This is a genomic window from Streptomyces diastatochromogenes, assembly GCF_002242805.1.
Taxonomy (GTDB): domain Bacteria; phylum Actinomycetota; class Actinomycetes; order Streptomycetales; family Streptomycetaceae; genus Streptomyces; species Streptomyces diastatochromogenes.
In genome coordinates this window covers 91,376-108,751 of the sequence record NZ_MCGQ01000013.1, presented here as the reverse complement: position 1 = coordinate 108,751, position 17,376 = coordinate 91,376, and the positions used below count along the sequence as shown (strand labels likewise).

Sequence of the window (17,376 nt, the reverse complement as noted above, 5' to 3'; positions counted from 1 at the left end):
TCGCGCCGTAGGAGTGACTCCCTTTGGGGCGCTTCAGCGGCCGCCGTTGTACGGGCCGTACGGGCCGTCGCTGCTGCTTCCGCCGCGGCGGCGGTTCCAGCCGCTGCCGCCGGAGACCCGCTTGAGCGCGGGGCGGACGTCGACGATGTAGACGATGCTGGCGACCAGGCCGGCGATCGGCAGGATGCCCAGGATCGAGAACAGGTAGCTGACCACGAGCGCGATGCCGAGGATGATCAGCCAGAAGATCTTGTTCTGCTTGTCGGCCGCGCGGAAGGCGTCCTCGCGCCGGAACGCGGCGTCGAAGAGCCCGAATGCGGCGAGGGCCATCAGGATGATCTTCAAGATCCCCATGAACCCCGCGAAGCCCAACATCAGCATGCCGTCCACCGCCCGCCGTCTCCCGATCCGTACCTCGCCACCGTACCCATAGAACGGGCCGGACACCCCAAAGGTGCCCGGCCCGTCCACGCCTCGTCGGTGGGGATCACTTCGCCGGCGGGGTCGTCTTCTTCGCGGGGGCGGCCTTCCGCGGGGCCGGGGTCTTCCTGGCCGCGGGCTTCTTCGCCGTGGCGGGCTCGGTCTTGGCCTCGGCCGGCTTCGGCTCCTCCTCGGCCTCGGCCTGCTCGGACCTGCCCTCGACGGTGATGGCCAGTTCCTCGATCTCCTCGGCGGCCTCGCCGCGCCAGGTCTTCACGGCCTGCTCGCCGTGCTCGGCGACCCGCTCGTAGGTCTCGCGGGCCTTGACGGCGTACTCGGCGGCGACGCCGACACCGCGCAGGGCGAGGTCCTGGGCGTTGTCGCCGAACTTCTTCAGGTCGACGTCGAGGGTGCTGATGAACTCGTTGACCTTGGTCTGCAGGGTGGCCTGCGCCTCCTTGGCCCGGGCGGCGGCCTTCTCCTGCACGGCCTTCGGGTCGGTGTTGCGCACAGCCTCGATCCGGGCCGGGGCCTCGGCGCGCAGCTGCTCGACCAGGCCGGGCACCTTCTTGGCCTGCTGGAGGGCGAGGTCGGCGGTGCCGGCGGCGAAGTAGAGCGGGGTCGGGTCGCTGAGGGTCTTGCGCAGGTCGTCGGTGATGGCCATGGTGATGGTCCTCCCGGATTCGCGTTCGGCTGAGGGTTGGTGTGGTCCGCGGTGTCGGCGGCCGGAGGCTGACTTGTCGAGGGCCTGCCTATCCGGCCGTCCGCCGCGGACCGGCATCACTGCCGCCGGCCGTGCGGGTGCCGCGTACGTCGGTGTCGCTCGGGTCATCGGTGTCGCCGGGCGGTTCCTCCCCAGCCCCCTCACCGAGGTCCTCGGCCGGGTCGCCGACCCCGAATCCGTTCTCCTTGCGGAAGGACTCGTAGATCTGGAGCAGCACCTGCTTCTGCCGCTCGTTGAGCGAGGGATCGGCGAGGATGACGGCGCGGGTCTCCACGTCGTCCCGGTCCCGTTCGGCGTCGAGGATGCCGGCGCGGACGTACAGCGTCTCGGCGGAGATGCGCAGGGCCTTGGCGACCTGCTGGAGCACCTCCGCGCTGGGCTTGCGCAGCCCGCGCTCGATCTGGCTCAGGTACGGATTGGACACCCCGGCGGCGTCGGCGAGCTGCCGCAGCGAGAGCTGGGCGTTGCGCCGCTGCTCGCGCAGGTACTCACCGAGATTGCCGACGTTGAGCGATGCCATGCCCCCACCTTGCACCACCCGCGCTAACTATTGCAAGCACCTGCTTGCAATAGTGCGCCACGCCACGCCCGGACTTCACCCGGACGCCGCAAGGGTGCCCGTTCGGTCTCCCGCAGGTCGTCCTACGGCCGCCGCGCGACGAAGACGAACTCCCTGCCCGGCCGGTCAGGAGCGTCGCGCACGCTCTCGACCACATACCCCTGCGCGGCCAGCTCGGTCTCGATCTCCTGCCGCTCGCGGAAACGCAAGGTGGAGTCCGATGTGAGCACCTGCCCGTCCGCGGCGAACACATAGGTCCAGCGGAACGTCACCAGCGGCTCGCTCACCTCGATCAAATGGACCCAGCTCTCGACGGCGCCGACGCCCGGGATCTCCGTGACCCGGTACGAAGCCTCACGGTTCCACTCCTCCCAGGCGCGCCTGGCCGGATCCCTGGTCTCGAACACCAGATACCCGCCGGGCCGCAGCGCCTCGTAGGCGCCTCGCAGGGTCTTCCGCCACGCCGGTGGATCGGCGATGGCCTGGGCGACGTTCGCCGTCATGGTCGCCAGGTCGACCCGCAGCGGCGGAAGTGTCGTCGCATCGCCGCAGATCCAGCGCACGCGCTCGCCGCCCGGCTTGCCGCGGGCCACGTCGACGGACGCCCGGGCGGGATCGACGCCGACCACGTCGATCCCGCGACCGGCCAGCAGGAGGGCGAACACGCCGGTCCCGCAGCCGATGTCCAGCACCTGACGCGCCTCGAACTCTTCCGTCATGCGGACGTACGCGTCGAGATCGCCGCGGTCGGGGTCGAGTGGGTCGTAGATCGCGGCGAGGCGTGGGTGCCCGAAACACTCGTCAGCCATGCGGACGAACGTAGAGGTGGCCGAGCTTGGGCGCCTACTCGCTTTCCAGCAGTCCTGGTGCCCCCCTCAGCGGCCCCAGTCCAGGCGGTCGGCCAGACCGGCGGCGGTGAAGGCGGCTGCCAGCTCGTCGCGGCCTTCGGTGAAGTGGGCCCAGCTGTCGTAGTGGACGGGGACCACGCGGCGGGCGCCGAGGATCTGGGCGGCCTCGGCGGCCTGGGCGCTGCTCAGGACGATCAGCTCGTTGTCGAAAAGTGCGCGGAAGCGGGGGGCGCCGGCGAAGAGGAGGGCGGTGTCGACGGGGGCGAAGCGCTCGGCGATCTCCTTGACCGCGTCGAGGGAGGCGTTGTCGCCGCTGACGTAGACGGTCGGCAGACCCTCGCCGGTCAGGACGAAGCCGACGACCTGGCCGGTGATCGGCTCGACCTCCGCACGCGGGCCGGGGCCGTGGACGGCGGGGACGCCGGTCACGGTGATCGTGCCGCCGTCGGGGCGGTCCAGCTCGACGGACTCCCAGTCGGCCAGGCCCTTGACCTGCTCGCCGAGGGTTTCGCCCAGGCGTTCGCCGCCGCCGGGCGTGGTCAGGGTGCGGGGAACGCCGACGAGCAGAGCCCGGCCGGAGATGTCGAGGTTGTCGGGGTGCTCGTCGTGCGAGAGCAGGACCACGTCGACGGGGCCGAGGTCGGCGGGGGTGCCGGTGGAGGGGGCCGTCTTGGTCAGGAACCGGCCGTCGGGACGGGCGTAGTCGCCGGGGGCGTCGAAGGTCGGGTCGGTCAGGAAGCGCAGGCCGCCGTACTCGAAGAGGGCGGTCGGGCCGCCGAAGACGCGGACCGGGAACGGGTTGGTCGTTGCGGGGAGAGAAGACACAGAGCACCTCACGGATGAAAACCATCGAACCGTGAGACGACCGTAGCCGCTTCTCACGGATGCGCGCAAGCCATACCATGAGGAGTATGAAGGAGCCCGTGACCGAAAAGCCTGGCCTGCCACCCGCGCAGGGCGAGGACGAGCACCTCTCTCTCGCCCTGGCCAACAGTGCGATGGCGCTGCCCGGCGGACTCACAGTCGATCTTCTGGGCACTCCCGCGCAGGCGAACCAATGGCTGACGGAACGCGGTCTCGCTCCGGTCGACGCCGGCATGCGGGAGATGTGCGCGACACAGCTGCGCTCGCTGCGCGAACAGATCAGGTCGCTGTTCGCCTCCCGCGCCGAAGGTCTGCCCGCCCTCCCCGCCGCGGTCAGGGCCGTCAACGACGCGATGACCCGCGTCCCCACCGCCCCGCTGCTGCAGTGGGACGACAGGACCGGCCCCTACCGCACCGCCCCCCACCCCACCACCGCGCTCGTGGACCACGCCCTGGCCACCCTCGCCGCCGATGCCGCCGACCTGCTCACGGGCCCCGACGCGGACCGCCTCACCGCCTGCGGCTCCGCCCCCTGCAACCGCTACCTGCTCCGCCACGGCCGCCGCCACTGGTGCTCCACCCGCTGCGGCGACCGCGCCCGCGCCGCCCGCGCCTACGCCCGCCGCACGACCTCCCCATGACGCCGCGGCGATGGGGGGCGACCGCGGGCCGGTCGCCGAGCTCGGATGTCGCCCTGGCGGAAAACCACGGGGCACGCCCGCGGCATGGGGAATCATGAAGCATGCGCCCGGATGACTGGCACCTCACCGAAGACGTCGACGACTTTCTCGCCCGAGCCGGGGACTTCCTGCGCTCGCGGCCCGGCACGCACATCATGCAGCTGACGTGGGCCGAGAGAGTGCGCACGCGCGGGGCGGCCGCGTTCGGCACCGCAGCCCCCGTCTTCGGCGTGCTGGAGCGAGCGGGCGAGGTCCACGCCACCTTCTACCGCCTCCCGCCCCGCGCTCTGGGCCTCTCTCCGCTCTCGCCCGAGCAGGCCGACTCCCTCGCCGCCCGCCTGGCCGCCCTCGGGCACTCCCTCACCTCCGTCAGCGCGGACCACGGCACCGCCACCGCTTTCGCCGAGGCCTGGCAGCGGCACACCGGCGCGACGCCGAAACTCCGCGACACACAGCTCCGTCTGTACCGACTCGGCACGCTCACCCCACCGGAGCCGCACCCGGCGGGCCGTGGCCGCGTCCTGGGCGAGCGGGACCTTGAGCAAGTCATGTTCTGGTGCGGTGAGTTCGCCAAGGCCGTCGGGGAAGCCGTCTCCATCGACGCCGACTCATGGGCCGGCACACGCTACGCCGACAAGCGCTACACGCTCTGGGAGACCCCGGACGGCACCCCCGTCTCCCTCGCGGGCATGAACCCGCTGATCGGCGGCCAGGTCCAGGTGGACGTCGTCTACACCCCGGCCCACCTGCGCGGTCACGGCTACGCGGCCGCCGTGACGGCGGAGGTGAGCCGCGCCGCGCTGGCCGCGGGCGCGCGGGAGGTCGTCCTGTTCGCGGACCTGTCCAACCCCACCAGCAACGCCCTCTACCAACGCCTCGGCTATAGCACGCTCACCGACTGGGCTGCGTACGACTTCTCGTGAACCGACACATCCCCCCCGCATGAAGTGATCTGACTCACACCCTGTCACAGCCGTCCACCGCGCGGTGTCTTGAGGCCGAACTCCCGAAACGAAGGAGGAGGGCCTCATGGACCTCGCGCTGTGGATCGCCACCGGGTTGCTCGCCGCCGTTGCTCTGGCCGGTGGTGTCAGCAAGGCGTTCATGCCCCTGGAGAAGCTGGCCGCGGCCCCCGGCGGGGAGTGGACCGAAGGTTCCGGTGCCGGCTTCGTCAGGTCTCTCGGGGTCCTCGAACTGCTGGCCGCGGTCGGCCTGATCCTGCCCGCCGTGGTCGGCGTCGCGCCGGTTCTGGTGCCGGTGACCGCCGTCTGCTGGGTCCTGCTGATGGTCGGCGCGATGATCACCCACATCCGCCACGACGGTCTCCAGTTCGTGGTGTTGAACCTGGTCTATCTCGCGCTCGCGGCCTTCATCGCATGGGGTCGCTTCGGCCCCGCGTCCTTCACCGCCTGACCGACGGCTCCGCGTACCGAACCCCGAAGCGAAGGAAGAGATCATGACCGAGAACACCCAGGTGCTCGTGATCGGCGGCGGATACTCCGGCGTCATGGCGGCCAACCGCCTGACCCGGCGCGACGACGTGACCGTGACCCTGATCAACCCGCGCCCGTCCTTCGTCGAGCGGATCCGCCTGCACCAACTGGTCGGCGGGTCCCACGACGCGGTCGTCGACTACAGCAAGGTCCTGGCCGGGGGCGTACGGCTGGTGGTCGACAGCGTGACACGGATCGACGCGGTCGAGCGCGGCGTGACGTTGGCGGGCGGCGGCACGGTCGGCTACGACTACCTGATCTACGCCGTGGGCAGTGGCAGCGCCGACCCGAGCGTGCCCGGAGCTGCCGAGTTCGCCTACCCGATCTCCTCCCTGGAGGAGGCGCAGCGGCTGCGGCCGGCCCTCGACGCCGCGCCCGGGGCGGCCGCGGTCACCGTCGTCGGAGCCGGTCCGAGCGGCATCGAGACCGCCGCAGAGCTGGCGGAGCAGGGCCGTACCGTGACCCTGGTCTGCGGCGGGGTGCTCGGCCCGTACCTGCACCCGCGGGGCCGGCGCTCGGTCGCGAACCGGCTGGCCAAGCTCGGTGTGACCGTGCTCGACGGTCCCGGCACGAAGGTGACGGCGGTGACCCGCGATGCCGTGCGGCTCAGCGGCGGCCGCGAGCTGCCGAGCGCGGTGACCATCTGGACCGCCGGATTCGGCGTGCCGGACCTTGCCGCGCGCAGCGGGCTGAGCACCGACGCCCTGGGCCGTCTGCTCACGGACGAGACCCTGACGAGCGTGGACGACGTACGCGTCGTCGCGGCCGGGGACTCGGCGGCGCCGTCGGATCTGCCGCTGCGGATGAGCTGCCAGGCCGCGATGCCTCTGGGCGCGCGGGCCGCCGACACGGTGTTGGCCAAGATCGCGGGTGAGCAGCCCTCGCCCCTGAACCAGGTGTTCGCCGGCCAGTGCATCAGCCTGGGCCGACGCGCCGGCATCTTCCAGTTCGCCCACAGGTACGACGTCGCGGTGGGGTTCCACATCGGCGGTCGCCCTGGCGCGAGGCTCAAGGAGTTCATCTGCGCGGGCATCGTCGAGCAACTGGCCGACGAGGCGGGCAAGCCCGGTTCCTACCGCCTTCACCGCTTCTCAGGAGGTGCCAAGCGCCGGCAGCTGCTGGAGGCCGAGCGCGACGCGGCACCGGCCGTCGCCGAACGGACGGCCTAGGGACTGTCCTGCGCGGCCGGCCCTTGAGCAACGGATCGTCGGCGGATGAGGATCTTGCCGTGGATGCATGTCAAGGGCGCCGGCAGCCAGGGCCGGCCGCGCACGAGGGGGATCGAGAGATGAGCGACCACGTCAGCGACCCGGCGACCGAGGTGTTCGCCGCCCACCGCAACCTGCTCTTCACCGTCGCGTACGAGATGCTCGGATCGGCGGCCGACGCCGAGGACGTCCTCCAGGAGACCTGGCTGCGGTGGGTCAAGGTCGACCTGGGGCAGGTGAGCGACCAGCGCGCCTACCTGGTCCGGATCACGACCCGGCAGTCGCTCAACCGGCTGCGCACCCTGCAGCGCCGCAAGGAGGCGTACGTCGGCCAGTGGCTGCCCGAACCGCTGCTCACCGCGCCGGACGTGGCCGAGGACGTCGAGCTGGCCGAGAGCGTGTCGATGGCGATGATGCTCGTCCTCGAAACGCTGTCGCCGACGGAGCGCGCCGTCTTCGTGCTGCGCGAGGTCTTCGACGTCGGCTACGACGAGATCGCGACCGCCGTCGACAAGAGCCCCGCCGCCGTCCGCCAGATCGCGCACCGCGCCCGCCGGCACGTCGATGCCCGCCGCCCCCGCGAGGTGGTCTCCGCGAGCAGGACCCGGGCGGCCCTGGAGTCGTTCCGGCGCGCACTCGACACCGGGGACCTGCAGGGTTTCCTCGACGTGCTCGCCCCCGAGGTCGTCCTGGTGGGCGACGGCGGCGGCATCAAGCAGGCCGCGGTGCGGCCGATCCTCGGCGCGGACAAGGTGGCCCGCTTCATGCTCGGTGGTCTCGGCAAGAACAAGCTCCCGATCACCGTCGCTCCCACCGTGGTCAACGGCAGTCCGGCACTCCTCGTACACCTGGACGGCGAGATCGACGGCGTCATGGCGTTCCGCTTCGAGGACGGTCTCATCACCGGCCTCTACTACGTCCGGAACCCGCAGAAGCTGACCCGCGTCGCGTCCGAGACCCCGCTGACCCTGCGCTGACCGACGCGCCGTCGGCGCGGGCGGGGACGGCCCGGCCGGACGACCAGGGCGGCGGTGAGGCACACGGCTCCGGCGACGGCCAGTCCGGATGCGGGGCCGAGAGCCGCCGTCACCCCGGTGGCGGCCGCCAGGGTGAGTGTCTCCAGGCTCATCCGCACCGTGCTGAACAGGGCGGCGCCCGCGCCTCCGCGATGGGCGGGCACGTAGGTGAGTGCCTGCCCGTCCGGGACGCCCTCGGTCAGCCCGAGGCACAGGCCGATGACCCCGGCCGCGACGAGAAGAGCGGCGGGACGGCCGGTCACCTGGAGGACGGCCGCGGTGCCGGTGCAGGCGAACAGGGCGGCGGTCACCAGCGGCCGGGCCAGTCGCCGGGCGAGCCGCGCGGCAAGAAGCGGGAGGACCGTCGAAGGCACGGTCAGCAGGCTGAGCATGACCGCCGCCTCGCCCGCCCCCACGTGCTGGACGGAGCCGAGTTGAGGGAGCGCGGTCAGTCCCACCACGAGCATCCCCATGAAGGCGCCCGTCGCCACGGCGTACGCGCGGTAGGCGGGGATCCGCAGCAGGTCCACGGGGATCGCGGGATCGGCTGCGCGCCGTTCCACGCGGACGAGTCCGGTGGCGCAGGCCGCCGCGACGAGCATCAGCCCGGTCGGCCCCCACCACGGGACGCCGGCCCCGAAGCCCAGCCCGAGTGCGGTCACCGCGGCGGCGACGGTCGCCCCGAAGAGGACGGCGCCGGCGCGGTCGAAGCTCCCGGACGGCTCGGGGTTGCGCAGGCCCGGAAGCCCGAGCGTGGTCAGGGCCGCTACGGCGGCGACGGCACCCGGCACGACGAAGACGAGGGGCCAGCCTCCGACGGCCATGAGGGCCTGGGCGACGACCGGGCCCAACGCCAGACTGCTGCCCAGCACGGCGCCCGCGTAGCCGTACACCCGACGCCGTTCCTCCGGCGGGTACACGGCGAGGACCATCGACGATCCGCCGGCGGCGCACATCGCCGCCCCGATGCCGCCGACGGCGCGCAGCGCCACCAGGGACGGCAGGTCGGGAGCGAGGGCGGAGAAGAGGCCGGTGGCCGCTACGACGATGTTGCCGACGGCGAAGAAGCGGGTGCGGGTGCCGCGATCGACAGTCGCTCCGGCCAGCAGCAGGGCCGCGGCGAAGAGGCCGTTGTAGGCGAGGACGATCCACGGCCCCAGGGCGGCCGGGCCCGGCAGTTGGGCCGACACATCGGGGACAGCGGCTGTCGCGCCCGTGATGGCCAGGGGGAACACGGCCGTGGAGACGAGGTCGGCGACGAGGACACGCCGACGCTGACGAACAGACAGGGTGAACATGGGGTGCGCTCCGGAACAGGAAGATCCGAGCGCCACGAAGGCGCTCCTGGCCAGGGGTCAGGAGCGACGGCGAGAACTGGGGTTGTGCGCCGCCGCTCTAGCGACGGCGCACCCTGTCTGATTCCGGCACGGGCCCACGCTAACAGCGGCCTCGGCGAGCGGGACACCCGTTTTTCAGGTGCTGTGGAGCCACTCCCGCACGGCCTCGAAGTCGGGCTCCGTCAGGCCGTAGCGGTGGTCGACGCGGTGCAGGAGGGCCGGCCCGGGATGGTGGACGGCGACCCAGGAGCGGTCGGCCTCGGTGAGTTCGTCGTCGATCCAGACGAAGGGTCGGCCGGCCGCCCAGGCGACCAGGGGGCGGGTCTTCCAGTGCAGCAGGCCCGGTGGTTCGTCCTCGTCGGGCCACTCCACGACCGGCAGCGGGGGCAGGCCCAGCCAGGGCGCCAGGGAGGTGTTCGCGTCGTCCATCCAGGTCGTGGCCCACACCAGCTCGCAGCCCAGCGCCGCGAGCCGGCCGCCCAGCGCGGGGTCGACGCGGTTCAGCAGCGGATGCCCGGCGGCGTCCGGGGGCAGGGCGCGGTCGTTGTCGTACACCGGGTAGGCGCGGTCTGCCGCCCCGAACGGGATGAGCGGACCGTCGACGTCGAGGAAGAGCAGCATCACCGACAGGATCAGCCCTCGAAGCCCCCCTCGGCGAGGATGCCGTCGATGCGGGCGCGGTGCGCCTTCTCCCAGTCGTCCAGGCTCTCGGCGGCCTCCTTGGCCAGCTTGGCCCGCGCGGCCGCGAGGACCTCCGCCCGGCGGCCGGCCGGTACGGCGACCACGCCCTCCTCGTCGGCCACGACCACGTCCCCGGCCTCGATCCGCACCCCTCCGCAGCGCACGGGCTCGTTCAGCGGTCGTACGGCCTTCTTGGCGCCCGGGATCGGGATGACGCCCCGCGCGAAGACCGGGAAGCCGCTCTCGCGGACCTCGGCGAGGTCGCGGATCAGGCCGTCGGCGACGAAGGCCAGGACACCGCGCCGCTGGGCCACCGCGCAGACGTTCCCGCCGGCCAGCGCCCAGTTCAGGTCCCCCGACTCCACGACGATCACCGAGCCGGGCTCCGCGCGGTGGATCGCCGCGTGCAGCATCAGGTTGTCGCCGGGCGGGCAGCTCACCGTGAACGCCGGTCCGGCGATCCGCGGCACCGGGGTCCACAGCGGCCGGATGCCGATGTCCATCACCTGGTCGCGGCCGAGCAGGTCGGCGAGGGTCGTCGTGGGGATGTCCTGGAACTCGGTGGCGTCAGTCATGAACAGGACGGTAGCGTCACGGACATGACTGCCGGGTCGGCCTTGAGCCGTGAGCGAGTTGGGTGCCCGGCCTCTGAGTGAGGTCCGCGCGGGCCAGGAGCCCGCCGCTTTCTCTGCGCACCGAGAACAGCCATCAGCCGCAGAGAAAGAAGACTTGAGTGCCCAACCCGTTCAATCAGACGATCATCGACGAGTTCCGCGCCCACCACGGCCGCATGAGCGGCTACTTCGAAGGCGCCCGGCTCATCCTGCTCACCACCACCGGCGCCTGCACCGGCACCCCGCACACCACCCCGGTCGGCTACCTCCCCGACGGCGGCGAGCGGATTCTCGTCATCGCCTCGGCCGGGGGCTCGCCCCGGCACCCCGACTGGTACCGCAATCTGCTCGCCCACCCCGAAGCGACCGTCGAGAGCGGGGTGTTCACCTACCCGGCGCGGGCCGAGGTTCTCACCGGCGAGGAGCGCGACCGGGCCTTCGCGCGGGCGGTGGAGACCGACCCGGGCTGGCAGGCGTACCAGGAGAAGGCGGGCGGCCGGGTGATCCCCGTCGTCGCGCTGCACTCCATCGCGCAGGGCGGGCCGGGGAACATCGCCGCGGACTCCCCCGGCGAGGCGATCCGGCTCGTCCACGACGTGTTCCGGCGTGAACTCGACCTGATCCGCAAGGAGATGGCCGCGGGCAACGGCTCCACGCTCGGCGCCCAGCTCCGCGTCAACTGCCTCACCCTCTGCCAGGGGCTCCACAACCACCACACCGGCGAGGACACCATGCTGTTCCCGTTCCTCGCCGGCCGCCATCCGCAGCTCGCCCCCACCCTGGAGCGGCTGGAGCGGGAGCACGGGCGTATCGCCGAACTCGTGGAGCAGCTGCGTCACGCGGTCTCCGGCGACCACCCCGACCCGGCCGCCGCCCGCGCCGAGGTGGACCGGCTGACGGCCGAGCTGGAGGCCCATCTGGCGTACGAGGAGGAGCAGTTGGTGCCCGTACTGGGCTGAGGCGCCCGTGGGCGGCCGCTAGAACGGCAGCGGCCGCCCGTGTACGACGTCCAGCCGGGACACCGCCCGCGTGAGCACCACGTACAGCCGGTGCGCGCCCCGCTCCTCCGCCTCGACGACGGCGGCCGGTTCGACGGCGACGACGTGGTCGTACTCCAGGCCCTTGACCAGGCTCGCGGGCACCAGGGTCAGCCGGGCGCCGAGCGCGTCGGGTCCGGCCGGGTCGAGGCCGGCGGCGGTGAGCGCGTCGCGCAGGCGGGCCACGTCCGCGTCCGCCGCGACGACACCGACCGATCCCTCGTGGGCGAGGGCCTCGCGTACGGCCGTCACGGTCGTGCCGGGCACGTCGTCGGTCGGCCGGAGGGTCAGCTCGCCGTCCGCCCGCAGCGACCGGGCGGCGGGTACGGCCACGTCCAGCCGGTCCAGCAGCCGGTTGGCCAGCTCGACCACCGCGGCGGGCACCCGAAACCCGGTGGTCAGCGGCACCACGGCCGCGTCCGCCTTGCCGAGGTGGCGCAGCTGGACGTCCCAGTCGCGGGCCGCCCACGGGGTGGTGCCCTGGGCGAGGTCGCCGAGGACGGTCAGCGAGCCGAAGACGGCGCGGCGGGCGACGGCCCGGCACTCCATCGGCGAGAGGTCCTGCGCCTCGTCCACGACGAGGTGGCCGTACCCCTCGGGGTGCTCGATCAGCCCCGACAGCTCGTCCAGGAGGACGAGGTCGGCGGCCGACCAGCGGGCGGACTTGTACGAGCGCGGCGGGCGCGGCCACCGCAGTGCCGCCTGTTCGCCGGGGTCCAGCAGCCCGTCGGCGGCCCGCGCCAGCACCTCGCCGTCGGTGAGCAGTCCGGTCAGGACCTCCTCGGGCCGGACCTTCGGCCACATCACGTCGAGCCGGGCGGTGAGCGCCCGCAGCCGCTCGATCCGGCGCAGCCAGGCGTTCGGCGGCGGTCCCGACCGCCGCTCCACCTGTTCCTGCAGCCGTCGTACCACCCGGGCGCGGACCCGCTCGCGCCCGATGGCGTACGGCGGCTCCTCCGCGCGCACCTCGTCGACGATGCCGGCCAGCTGACCGGCGGTGACCCGCAGCCAGTAGGAGCCGTCCCGTACGGCGAGGTCGGTCACGCCGGTGGTGGACACGCGCGCGTACAGCGCCCGGCGCAGCACCTCGGCCATGCGGGCGTCGTGCTTGACCGCGGCCGTGGGGGTGGGGTCGGTGCCGGTGACCGGGTGGCGGGCGATCTCGTCCAGGAGGGTGGACTGCCGGACCCCGCTCTCACCGAGGGAGGGCAGCACCTCGGCGATGTAGGTGAGGAAGGTGCGGTTGGGGCCGAGGATCAGCAGGCCGGAGCGCTGGATGCGCCGGGGGTGGGTGTAGAGCAGGTACGCGGCGCGGTGCAGGCCGACGGCGGTCTTGCCGGTGCCCGGGGCGCCCTGGACGCACACGGAGGCGGTGAGGTCGCCGCGCACCAGGTCGTCCTGCTCGGGCTGGATGGTGGCGGCGATGTCCCGCATCGGGCCGATCCGGGGCCGCTCGATCTCCCGGGCGACGATGCCGCTGACCTGTGCCTCGCCCCGGCCGAGGTACTCGTCCTCCAGCCCGGTGAGGTCGGCGGAGTCCCCCTGGCTGCCCGGCGCCCAGCCGAACCGGCGCCGCACCTCGACGCCCTGCGGCTCGCGCGCGCCGGCCTGGTAGAAGGCGCGGGAGACCGGGGCCCGCCAGTCGACGACGAGGGGCGGCGCGGCCGGGTCCTCGGTGATCCGCAGCCGGCCCACGTGGTAGTGCTGCCCGCCGTGCTCGGGGTCGGTGCCGGCGAAGTCCAGCCGGCCGAAGAACAGCGGGCCCCGGGGCAGTTCGCGCAGCGCCTTGGCCCGGCTGCGCAGCCGGTGGCCGAGGACCTCGGCGTCGGCACCGGAGGCGGAGACGTCCTCGCCGATGACGACCTGTTCGGCGGCGCCGTCGACCATGGCGGCGAGGGCGGCGCGGCAGGTGTCGTGGTAGGCGCGTTCGCGGTGGAGGGTGACCTCGATGGCCTGGGCTTCCTCGATGTCCTCGGGTGCGGGGTGGAGTGACGTCATGGCTCCACCGTACCCAGAAAACGTAACCGAGTTAAATATATTACCGAGTCTCACTCGACTGGCCGGTCAGCCCGGGCAGCCCCGCCGCCAGCCGTCCGAAGGCCCGCTCGGCCGCCTCCACCGCGTCCGGCCGTACCCGCTCCACGCCCTCCCCCGCCGCGATCCGCCGCCAGTTCTCCAGCGCGAGGATCCGCTGGACGGCGATGATCTGCCCCGCGGCGAGCCGGGCGTCGAGACCGCCCCCGAGCGCCTCGGCGAGCGCCGCCTCCGACCGCTCCAGATAGCCGTACACCCGCGCCACCAGGGCGGGAGTCCCGTACAGCAGCCGGTGGAAGGCGAGCACCGCGGGATGGTCGTTCAGGCCCGTGACCGGATCGCACCGCTCCAGCCCGTCCAGGAAGTTCCGGCGCAGCGCGTCCAGCGGGTCGGCCGCCTGGGCGACCACCCGTGCGGCCTCCGTCTCGTGGTCCGCGATCCGGTGCAGGACCAGGTCCTCCTTGGCCGGGAAGTACCGGAAGAGGGTCGGCTTGGAGATCCCGGCCGCGGCGGCGACCTCCGCGACCGACACGGCGTCGAAGCCACGCTCCAGGAACAGCCGTACGGCCGTGTCCGACACGTCCTGGTACATCCGCTGCTTCTTGCGCTCGCGCAGGCCCATCTCACCCATGGGGCGAGCCTACGCAGTGCCCTCCGCACCGCTCCGCAGGCCCAGTGCGCGGGCCAGATAGGGATTCGACCGGGCCGGGGTCATCAGGCCCAGGGAGGCGGTGGCCGCCGCCAGCGTCATCGCGTACGAGTCCAGCGCGCGGCGCACGTTGGGCGCCTCCCGGCTCGCTCCGGTGACGAGCCGGTCGAGATCGACGTACGCGGAACGGACGATCTCGATCCACCGGTACACCCGCCAGTCCTCACGCCAGTTCCAGGTGTGCTCCGGGGGCAGGCGGCGCTCCCAGCGGCGGAACAGGCGGTCCCGGATCTCCGGCCGGGTCGGGGTGAGGTGCATGTGCCGGACCAGGTCGTAGAGCGGGTCGCCGACCAGGGCCATCTCCCAGTCGATGAGGGTCAGCGCCAGGCCGTCGTCGCGGCGCACCAGGTTCCAGGGGTTGAGGTCGCCGTGCAGCAGGGCCGGGGCGCGGTGGGCGACCTGGTGCCGGGCGAGGATCTCGCGCAGCCGGGGCGCGTCGGGCAGGCCGAGGAAGCGGGCCAGTTGCTGGGACTCCTGGGGCAGGCCGCGGACCAGCGCGACGAGTTGGTCGCTGAGCCAGCCGTAGAAGCCCAGCCGGCCCGCGACCGGGTCGACCTGGCCGTAGTCGACCTCGGTGAGCGCGGCCAACTGGTCGACGAGGCCGTCCGCCTCGTGCGGCAGCAGCCCGTTGACCGGGTGGTCCGGCTTGCGGCCGGGGTCGCGAGGTCCCTCGTAGGTGTGGATGGCGAAGCGGTCCCCGGAGTACGTCCGGCTGCCGGAGTAGCTCTCCCCGAGCGCCAGGATCCGGGGCGCGGCCACCTTCGCCGGGGACCGCTCGATCGCCCGCAGCACGGCGTGCTCGCTGAGGAAGCTGCGTTCGATCCGGCGGACGTCCGCCACCCTGCGCCGCACCACGACGGGGAAGGCGGTACCGGGCACCCGCACGACCGTGTTGAGGTGCGCGGTGCCCTTGAACACCCGGTCGGCCGGGGCCGCACCCTCCAGGAGCAGGGCGTCCCCGACGGCGGAGTGCGGGAGGTCCGGGTGCTCCGGGACCCGCCGGTCCCGCTTCCAGCCGATGGCCGGGGCGACCCGCCCGCCCCGCGCCGCGCCGCCGCGCCACACCGCGCCGCTCGCGGAGGCCTGCCAGCGGAAGAGGATCCCCTCGATCTCCCGCTCCCTGGGCACATCGCCCAGCCGCAGCGGTTCGGCGGCCGCCTCCAGGGCGCTCTGGACCCGTGCCGTCGCCTCGTCCAGGCTCTTCTGGTCGAGGGACTCCCGCAGGGACTGCGCCGCCCTCATCACCTCGGGGTACACGGACTGGGCCCGCTCGAAGGCGACGTAGTGGCGCAGATCCTTGGCCGCGCCGTTGACGGCGGCGGGACGCACCGCCTGCATGGCCCACATCCACGCTGCGACGACCTCGTCCTCCTGGTGGCTCGGGTAGCGCATCCGGACCAGGTGGGTGGCGAGATCGTGCAGCGGGTCGCCGTAGCTGGCCAGCTCCCAGTCGACGCAGATCAGGGGCGGGTCTCCGCCGTACGACATGATCAGGTTGTCGCGGTGCAGATCCGCGTGGAGCAGGCTGTACGGGCGCCGGGCCATGGCCGGAACGCGTGCGGCCAGCCGGATCAGGGCGTCCTCGGGGATGCCGAGGGCCGCGAACAGACCGCCGAACGCGGACCAGTTGGGCTCCCGGATCTGCTGGTCGGCCATCCGGACCAGGGCCCGCAGAAAACCCTGGCTGTCGGTGTAGTTGCGCGGCCACAGCGCCGGCAGGGGCGGCAGCGCGGCGCCGCTGCGCACCCGGGCCGTCTCGGCGAGCAGGCCGGCCAGCGCTCTTATCAACAGGGCGTCGACCGGTTTCCCGTCGCCGCACACACTGGAGAGCGGTACTCCGTCCACATAGCTGTGGATGGCGAAGCCGTCGCCCTCGGCCAGGCACTCGGGCGCGTTGGGCAGCACGCCCTTGACGGCCCGCAGGATCGCCGCCTCGTTCTCCCAGGTCCGGATCACCACCGGCAGGGCATCCGCGCGCCGCATCCGCACGGTCACGGGGACGCCCGGCTCGCGGCGGAGCAGCCGGGCCACCGGCTCGGTCAGCTCCACCACGTAGTTCTGGTGGTGGAACCCGCTGCTCGGCCGTCCGTGGGCGACGGCGTGCTCCAGGAACGCCTTGCCGACGGCGGGGGGCAGAGACCGGTCGGCGCGCCCCCCGGTCGTGCCGTGGGGGACGGATGGTGCGCCCACGGGCCGCTCCGGGGTTCGCTCGCGCCGAGATGACACGGAAGAGGGACGGACGCCTCGTTCGCCATCTCTTACGCGGAAATCCGAGGGATCGCTCAGATCGTTGCGCGGATGCTATCGCACCGGGGACTCGTCGGTGAGCAACTTCCACACGGCCTCGAACCACGCCGTCATGCTGTCCACGACCTGCCGGCCGCTAGCCTCGCAGCACCTGCAGCAAGGGCTCCAGCGACCCCACGACGAGGCCGGCTCCGGCCGCCCGCAGAAGCTTCGCCTTCTGGCCGTTACGCGCGTAGCCGAGGAACGGGACGCCGGCGCGTTGTGCGGCGGCGAGGTCCGAGGGGGAGTCGCCGATCATCACGGCGGCCGAGGGGGCGGCGCCCATCGCGTTCAGGGCCCGGTTGAGGCAGTGCGGGTCGGGCTTGAGGAGGTGCAGGTCGGGGGTGCGGCCGTAGATGTGGGGGGCGAAGCAGCCGGTGAGGCCGCGGCCGTCGAGGTAGGCGCGGACCACCCGGGGGGAGTTGTTGGTGGTGATGGCCAGGCGGGAGCCGACGGCGGTCCAGGTGCGTATCAGGGGGTCGGCGTAGGCGGTGGGCAGCGCGGAGGTCGCGGCCCGCAACTCCTCCTGGGTGAGACGTTCCTCCAGCTCCGTGACCAGGTCGCTGCCGGGGTGCCGGCGGTCCACGGCGCGCAGCACCGCGTGCGGGTCCAGCGAGTCGTGCCCGGTGTCGCTCTCGGTGTCGCTGAGCAGTCCGTGCAGCCCGCGCCCGGCCAGCCACTGCACCAGCCCGGCCGCCACCCGCTCCGCCTTGTGCCCGGCGAACAGGCGGCAGATCGGCCCGTCGAAGTCCCAGAGCACGACCCGGGCACCGGTGATCAGTTCCGACAGCTTCTCGATCTCGTTCGCGGTCTGTTCGTCCGCCGGTTCGGTCGCCACCGGTCCAGTCTGCGTCGTCGTCTCAGAA

The 17,376-nt window shown here is 72.8% G+C and carries 18 protein-coding genes; 6 read left to right on the top strand and 12 right to left on the bottom strand.

Annotation, left to right across the window (positions count from 1 at the left end):
* Nucleotides 1-33 precede the first annotated feature (33 nt).
* The 5 genes from BEK98_RS15270 to BEK98_RS15250 form a co-directional block, all read right to left on the bottom strand.
* On the bottom strand, nt 34-381 hold the full coding sequence (locus BEK98_RS15270) for a DUF2516 family protein (protein WP_208643127.1): 348 nt from the start codon (nt 379-381) through the stop codon (nt 34-36).
* Nucleotides 382-487: 106 nt separating this feature from the next.
* Nucleotides 488-1,084 carry a hypothetical protein gene (locus BEK98_RS15265; protein WP_094217059.1) on the bottom strand — a complete coding sequence of 199 codons (597 nt, stop codon included), beginning with the start codon at nt 1,082-1,084 and terminating at the stop codon, nt 488-490.
* Nucleotides 1,085-1,172: 88 nt separating this feature from the next.
* Nucleotides 1,173-1,664: a helix-turn-helix domain-containing protein gene (locus BEK98_RS15260; RefSeq protein ID WP_094217058.1), complete on the bottom strand. Its 492-nt coding sequence runs from the start codon at nt 1,662-1,664 to the stop codon at nt 1,173-1,175.
* Nucleotides 1,665-1,786: 122 nt separating this feature from the next.
* The gene (locus BEK98_RS15255; RefSeq protein WP_094217057.1) at nt 1,787-2,512 is read right to left on the bottom strand and encodes a class I SAM-dependent methyltransferase; all 726 of its coding nucleotides are present in this window, start codon (nt 2,510-2,512) and stop codon (nt 1,787-1,789) included.
* 66 nt (nt 2,513-2,578) lie between these two features.
* Entirely contained in the window at nt 2,579-3,376 is a 798-nt protein-coding gene (locus BEK98_RS15250; protein ID WP_094217056.1) for an MBL fold metallo-hydrolase, read from the bottom strand.
* Nucleotides 3,377-3,462: 86 nt separating this feature from the next.
* Between BEK98_RS15250 and BEK98_RS15245 the strand changes: the two genes are divergently transcribed.
* From BEK98_RS15245 to BEK98_RS15225, 5 genes are all read left to right on the top strand, one after another.
* On the top strand, nt 3,463-4,056 hold the full coding sequence (locus tag BEK98_RS15245) for a CGNR zinc finger domain-containing protein (protein WP_094217055.1): 594 nt from the start codon (nt 3,463-3,465) through the stop codon (nt 4,054-4,056).
* Between the two features lie 101 nt (nt 4,057-4,157).
* The gene (locus tag BEK98_RS15240; RefSeq protein WP_094217054.1) at nt 4,158-5,018 is read left to right on the top strand and encodes a GNAT family N-acetyltransferase; all 861 of its coding nucleotides are present in this window, start codon (nt 4,158-4,160) and stop codon (nt 5,016-5,018) included.
* Between the two features lie 106 nt (nt 5,019-5,124).
* Nucleotides 5,125-5,508 (top strand): DoxX family protein, encoded by a 384-nt coding sequence (locus tag BEK98_RS15235; RefSeq protein WP_094217053.1) that lies wholly within the window; start codon nt 5,125-5,127, stop codon nt 5,506-5,508.
* Nucleotides 5,509-5,551: 43 nt separating this feature from the next.
* Nucleotides 5,552-6,757: an NAD(P)/FAD-dependent oxidoreductase gene (locus BEK98_RS15230; RefSeq protein WP_094217052.1), complete on the top strand. Its 1,206-nt coding sequence runs from the start codon at nt 5,552-5,554 to the stop codon at nt 6,755-6,757.
* Nucleotides 6,758-6,876: 119 nt separating this feature from the next.
* A complete protein-coding gene (locus tag BEK98_RS15225) occupies nt 6,877-7,773 on the top strand; it encodes an RNA polymerase sigma-70 factor (RefSeq protein WP_094217051.1) in 897 nt (298 codons plus the stop codon).
* On the opposite strand, the gene BEK98_RS15220 is transcribed toward BEK98_RS15225, so the two are convergent.
* From BEK98_RS15220 to BEK98_RS15210, 3 genes are all read right to left on the bottom strand, one after another.
* Nucleotides 7,710-9,110, bottom strand: a complete 1,401-nt coding sequence (locus BEK98_RS15220) for an MFS transporter (RefSeq protein WP_094217050.1) — start codon at nt 9,108-9,110, stop codon at nt 7,710-7,712. The two genes, BEK98_RS15225 and BEK98_RS15220, sit on opposite strands and share 64 nt — an antisense overlap.
* A 174-nt stretch (nt 9,111-9,284) precedes the next feature.
* On the bottom strand, nt 9,285-9,770 hold the full coding sequence (locus BEK98_RS15215) for an HAD domain-containing protein (protein WP_094217049.1): 486 nt from the start codon (nt 9,768-9,770) through the stop codon (nt 9,285-9,287).
* A gap of 11 nt (nt 9,771-9,781) precedes the next feature.
* On the bottom strand, nt 9,782-10,405 hold the full coding sequence (locus BEK98_RS15210) for an RraA family protein (RefSeq protein WP_094217048.1): 624 nt from the start codon (nt 10,403-10,405) through the stop codon (nt 9,782-9,784).
* Nucleotides 10,406-10,563: 158 nt separating this feature from the next.
* Here BEK98_RS15210 and BEK98_RS15205 point away from each other — a divergent pair, with 158 nt between their 5' ends.
* Complete coding sequence (locus BEK98_RS15205) at nt 10,564-11,403, top strand: nitroreductase family deazaflavin-dependent oxidoreductase (protein ID WP_094217047.1); 840 nt, start codon at nt 10,564-10,566, stop codon at nt 11,401-11,403.
* Nucleotides 11,404-11,421: 18 nt separating this feature from the next.
* On the opposite strand, the gene BEK98_RS15200 is transcribed toward BEK98_RS15205, so the two are convergent.
* From BEK98_RS15200 to BEK98_RS15185, 4 genes are all read right to left on the bottom strand, one after another.
* Entirely contained in the window at nt 11,422-13,479 is a 2,058-nt protein-coding gene (locus tag BEK98_RS15200; protein WP_094217046.1) for a HelD family protein, read from the bottom strand.
* 40 nt (nt 13,480-13,519) lie between these two features.
* On the bottom strand, nt 13,520-14,146 hold the full coding sequence (locus BEK98_RS15195) for a TetR family transcriptional regulator (protein ID WP_094217045.1): 627 nt from the start codon (nt 14,144-14,146) through the stop codon (nt 13,520-13,522).
* Nucleotides 14,147-14,155: 9 nt separating this feature from the next.
* A complete protein-coding gene (locus tag BEK98_RS15190) occupies nt 14,156-16,414 on the bottom strand; it encodes an aminoglycoside phosphotransferase family protein (RefSeq protein WP_094217044.1) in 2,259 nt (752 codons plus the stop codon).
* 193 nt (nt 16,415-16,607) lie between these two features.
* A complete protein-coding gene (locus BEK98_RS15185; RefSeq protein WP_244201863.1) occupies nt 16,608-17,348 on the bottom strand; it encodes an HAD family hydrolase in 741 nt (246 codons plus the stop codon).
* Between the last annotated feature and the right edge of the window lie 28 nt (nt 17,349-17,376).